Source organism: Pseudomonas sp. GZD-209 (assembly GCF_049310485.1).
Lineage (GTDB): Bacteria > Pseudomonadota > Gammaproteobacteria > Pseudomonadales > Pseudomonadaceae > Aquipseudomonas > Aquipseudomonas sichuanensis.
Map to the genome: position 1 here is coordinate 1 of NZ_JBMOWQ010000074.1, position 1,612 is coordinate 1,612.

General features: G+C 66.9%; 1 protein-coding gene. It reads left to right on the plus strand.

Annotation, left to right across the window (positions count from 1 at the left end; translation table 11 throughout):
• The first annotated feature begins 397 nt into the window (after window positions 1-397).
• Window positions 398-1,555 carry an MFS transporter gene (locus ACO6VM_RS10745; RefSeq protein ID WP_401059705.1) on the plus strand — a complete coding sequence of 386 codons (1,158 nt, stop codon included), beginning with the start codon at window positions 398-400 and terminating at the stop codon, window positions 1,553-1,555.
• Window positions 1,556-1,612: the final 57 nt, after the last annotated feature.

Below are 1,612 nucleotides of genomic sequence, written 5' to 3' on the forward strand. Positions count from 1 at the left end.
GGGGACAGTCTCTCCCCCACGCTGGGGAGGTGGGTTGGGGGGGGATCGGGCTTCCCCCGCGATTGACGGAACGACCACCCCTGGCCTAGAGTGCCGCCTCCATTCTTCCACCTGCGTAGTTCAAGCGATGCGCCGTACCGATGTATTCAGCTCCCCCCGCCAGCCTGTCGCCCCGACAGCGCGCCGCGCGTGGCCGAGCGACACGGTGCTCAAGCGTCGGCGCAGCGTGCTGTTTGCCTTCACCTTCTCGCCACACCTTGCCCTGAACTGATTCACGCCCCTGCGTTGCGCGCCTTACCCGGCGTGACGGCGGGCGTTTGCGTTCGATCATTTTCCAGTGGATTCAACTGCCGGCCAGGGCCATAGCCTCTGCGCGCCGGCGGGCAAGGAGTGGTACATGAACATGCGTTTGTTGGCGGGCCTGTTGTTCGCCGTGTCGGTGGTGGGTTTCAGCCTTGGGGCGAGCCTGCCGCTGGTGTCGTTGCGCCTGCACGAGGCCGGGGCGGGAACCCTGGAGATCGGCATCATTTCGGCGATCCCTGCGGCGGGCATGATGCTCTCGGCGTTCATGGTCGATGCCTGCTGCAAGCACCTGACCCGGCGCACCATCTACCTTCTCAGCTTCAGCCTGTGCACCCTGAGCATCGCCCTGCTGGAGTGGGCCTTCGACTCGATGCTGTGGCTGGCGCTGCTGCGCCTGGGCCTGGGCATCGGCATGGGCATCGCGATCATCCTCGGCGAGTCGTGGGTCAACGAGCTGTGCCCGGACCACAACCGCGGCAAGATCATGGCCCTGTACGCCACCAGCTTCACCGGCTTCCAGGTGCTGGGGCCGGCGCTGCTGGCGCTGCTCGGCGCCGACAGCCCCTGGCTCAGCTACATCGTCACCGCCTGCTATGGCCTGGCCCTGCTGTGCATCCTGTTCACCGTGCCCAACGACCATGTCGAACACGAGGAAGGCGAGAAGAGCTTCGGCCTGGCCGGCTTCTTCCGCGTCGCCCCGGCGCTGTGCGTGGCGGTGCTGTTCTTCTCGTTCTTCGATGCCGTGGTGCTGTCGTTGCTGCCGGTGTATGCCACCAGCCATGGTTTTGCCGTGGGCGTGGCGGCACTGATGGTGACTGTGGTGTTCGCCGGCGACATGATTTTCCAGTTGCCACTGGGCTGGCTGGCCGACCGGGTCGAGCGTACCGGGCTGCACCTGGTGTGCGGGCTGGTGGCGATGAGTATCGGCATCGGCCTGCCGTGGCTGCTGCAGATGACCTGGCTGCTGTGGCCGCTGCTGGTGGTACTGGGCGCCGTGGCGGGGGGCATCTATACCTTGGCGCTGGTGCTGATCGGCCAGCGCTTCAAAGGGCAGGACCTGGTCACGGCCAATGCCAGTGTCGGCTTGCTGTGGGGCGTGGGTAGCCTGGTCGGGCCGCTGGTCAGTGGCGCGGCGATGGATGTGGCGCCCCATGGCTTGCCCATGGCGCTGGCGCTGATGGCCGGGCTGTTCGTGTGTTTCGCCCGGCAGGCGTATCGGCGGGTGGGCAAGCTGCAGGCGGTGGCGGACTGATCTCCGGCCATCGCGGGGCAAGCCCGCTCCCCAAGGCACAGTAAGGCGTGGGAGCGG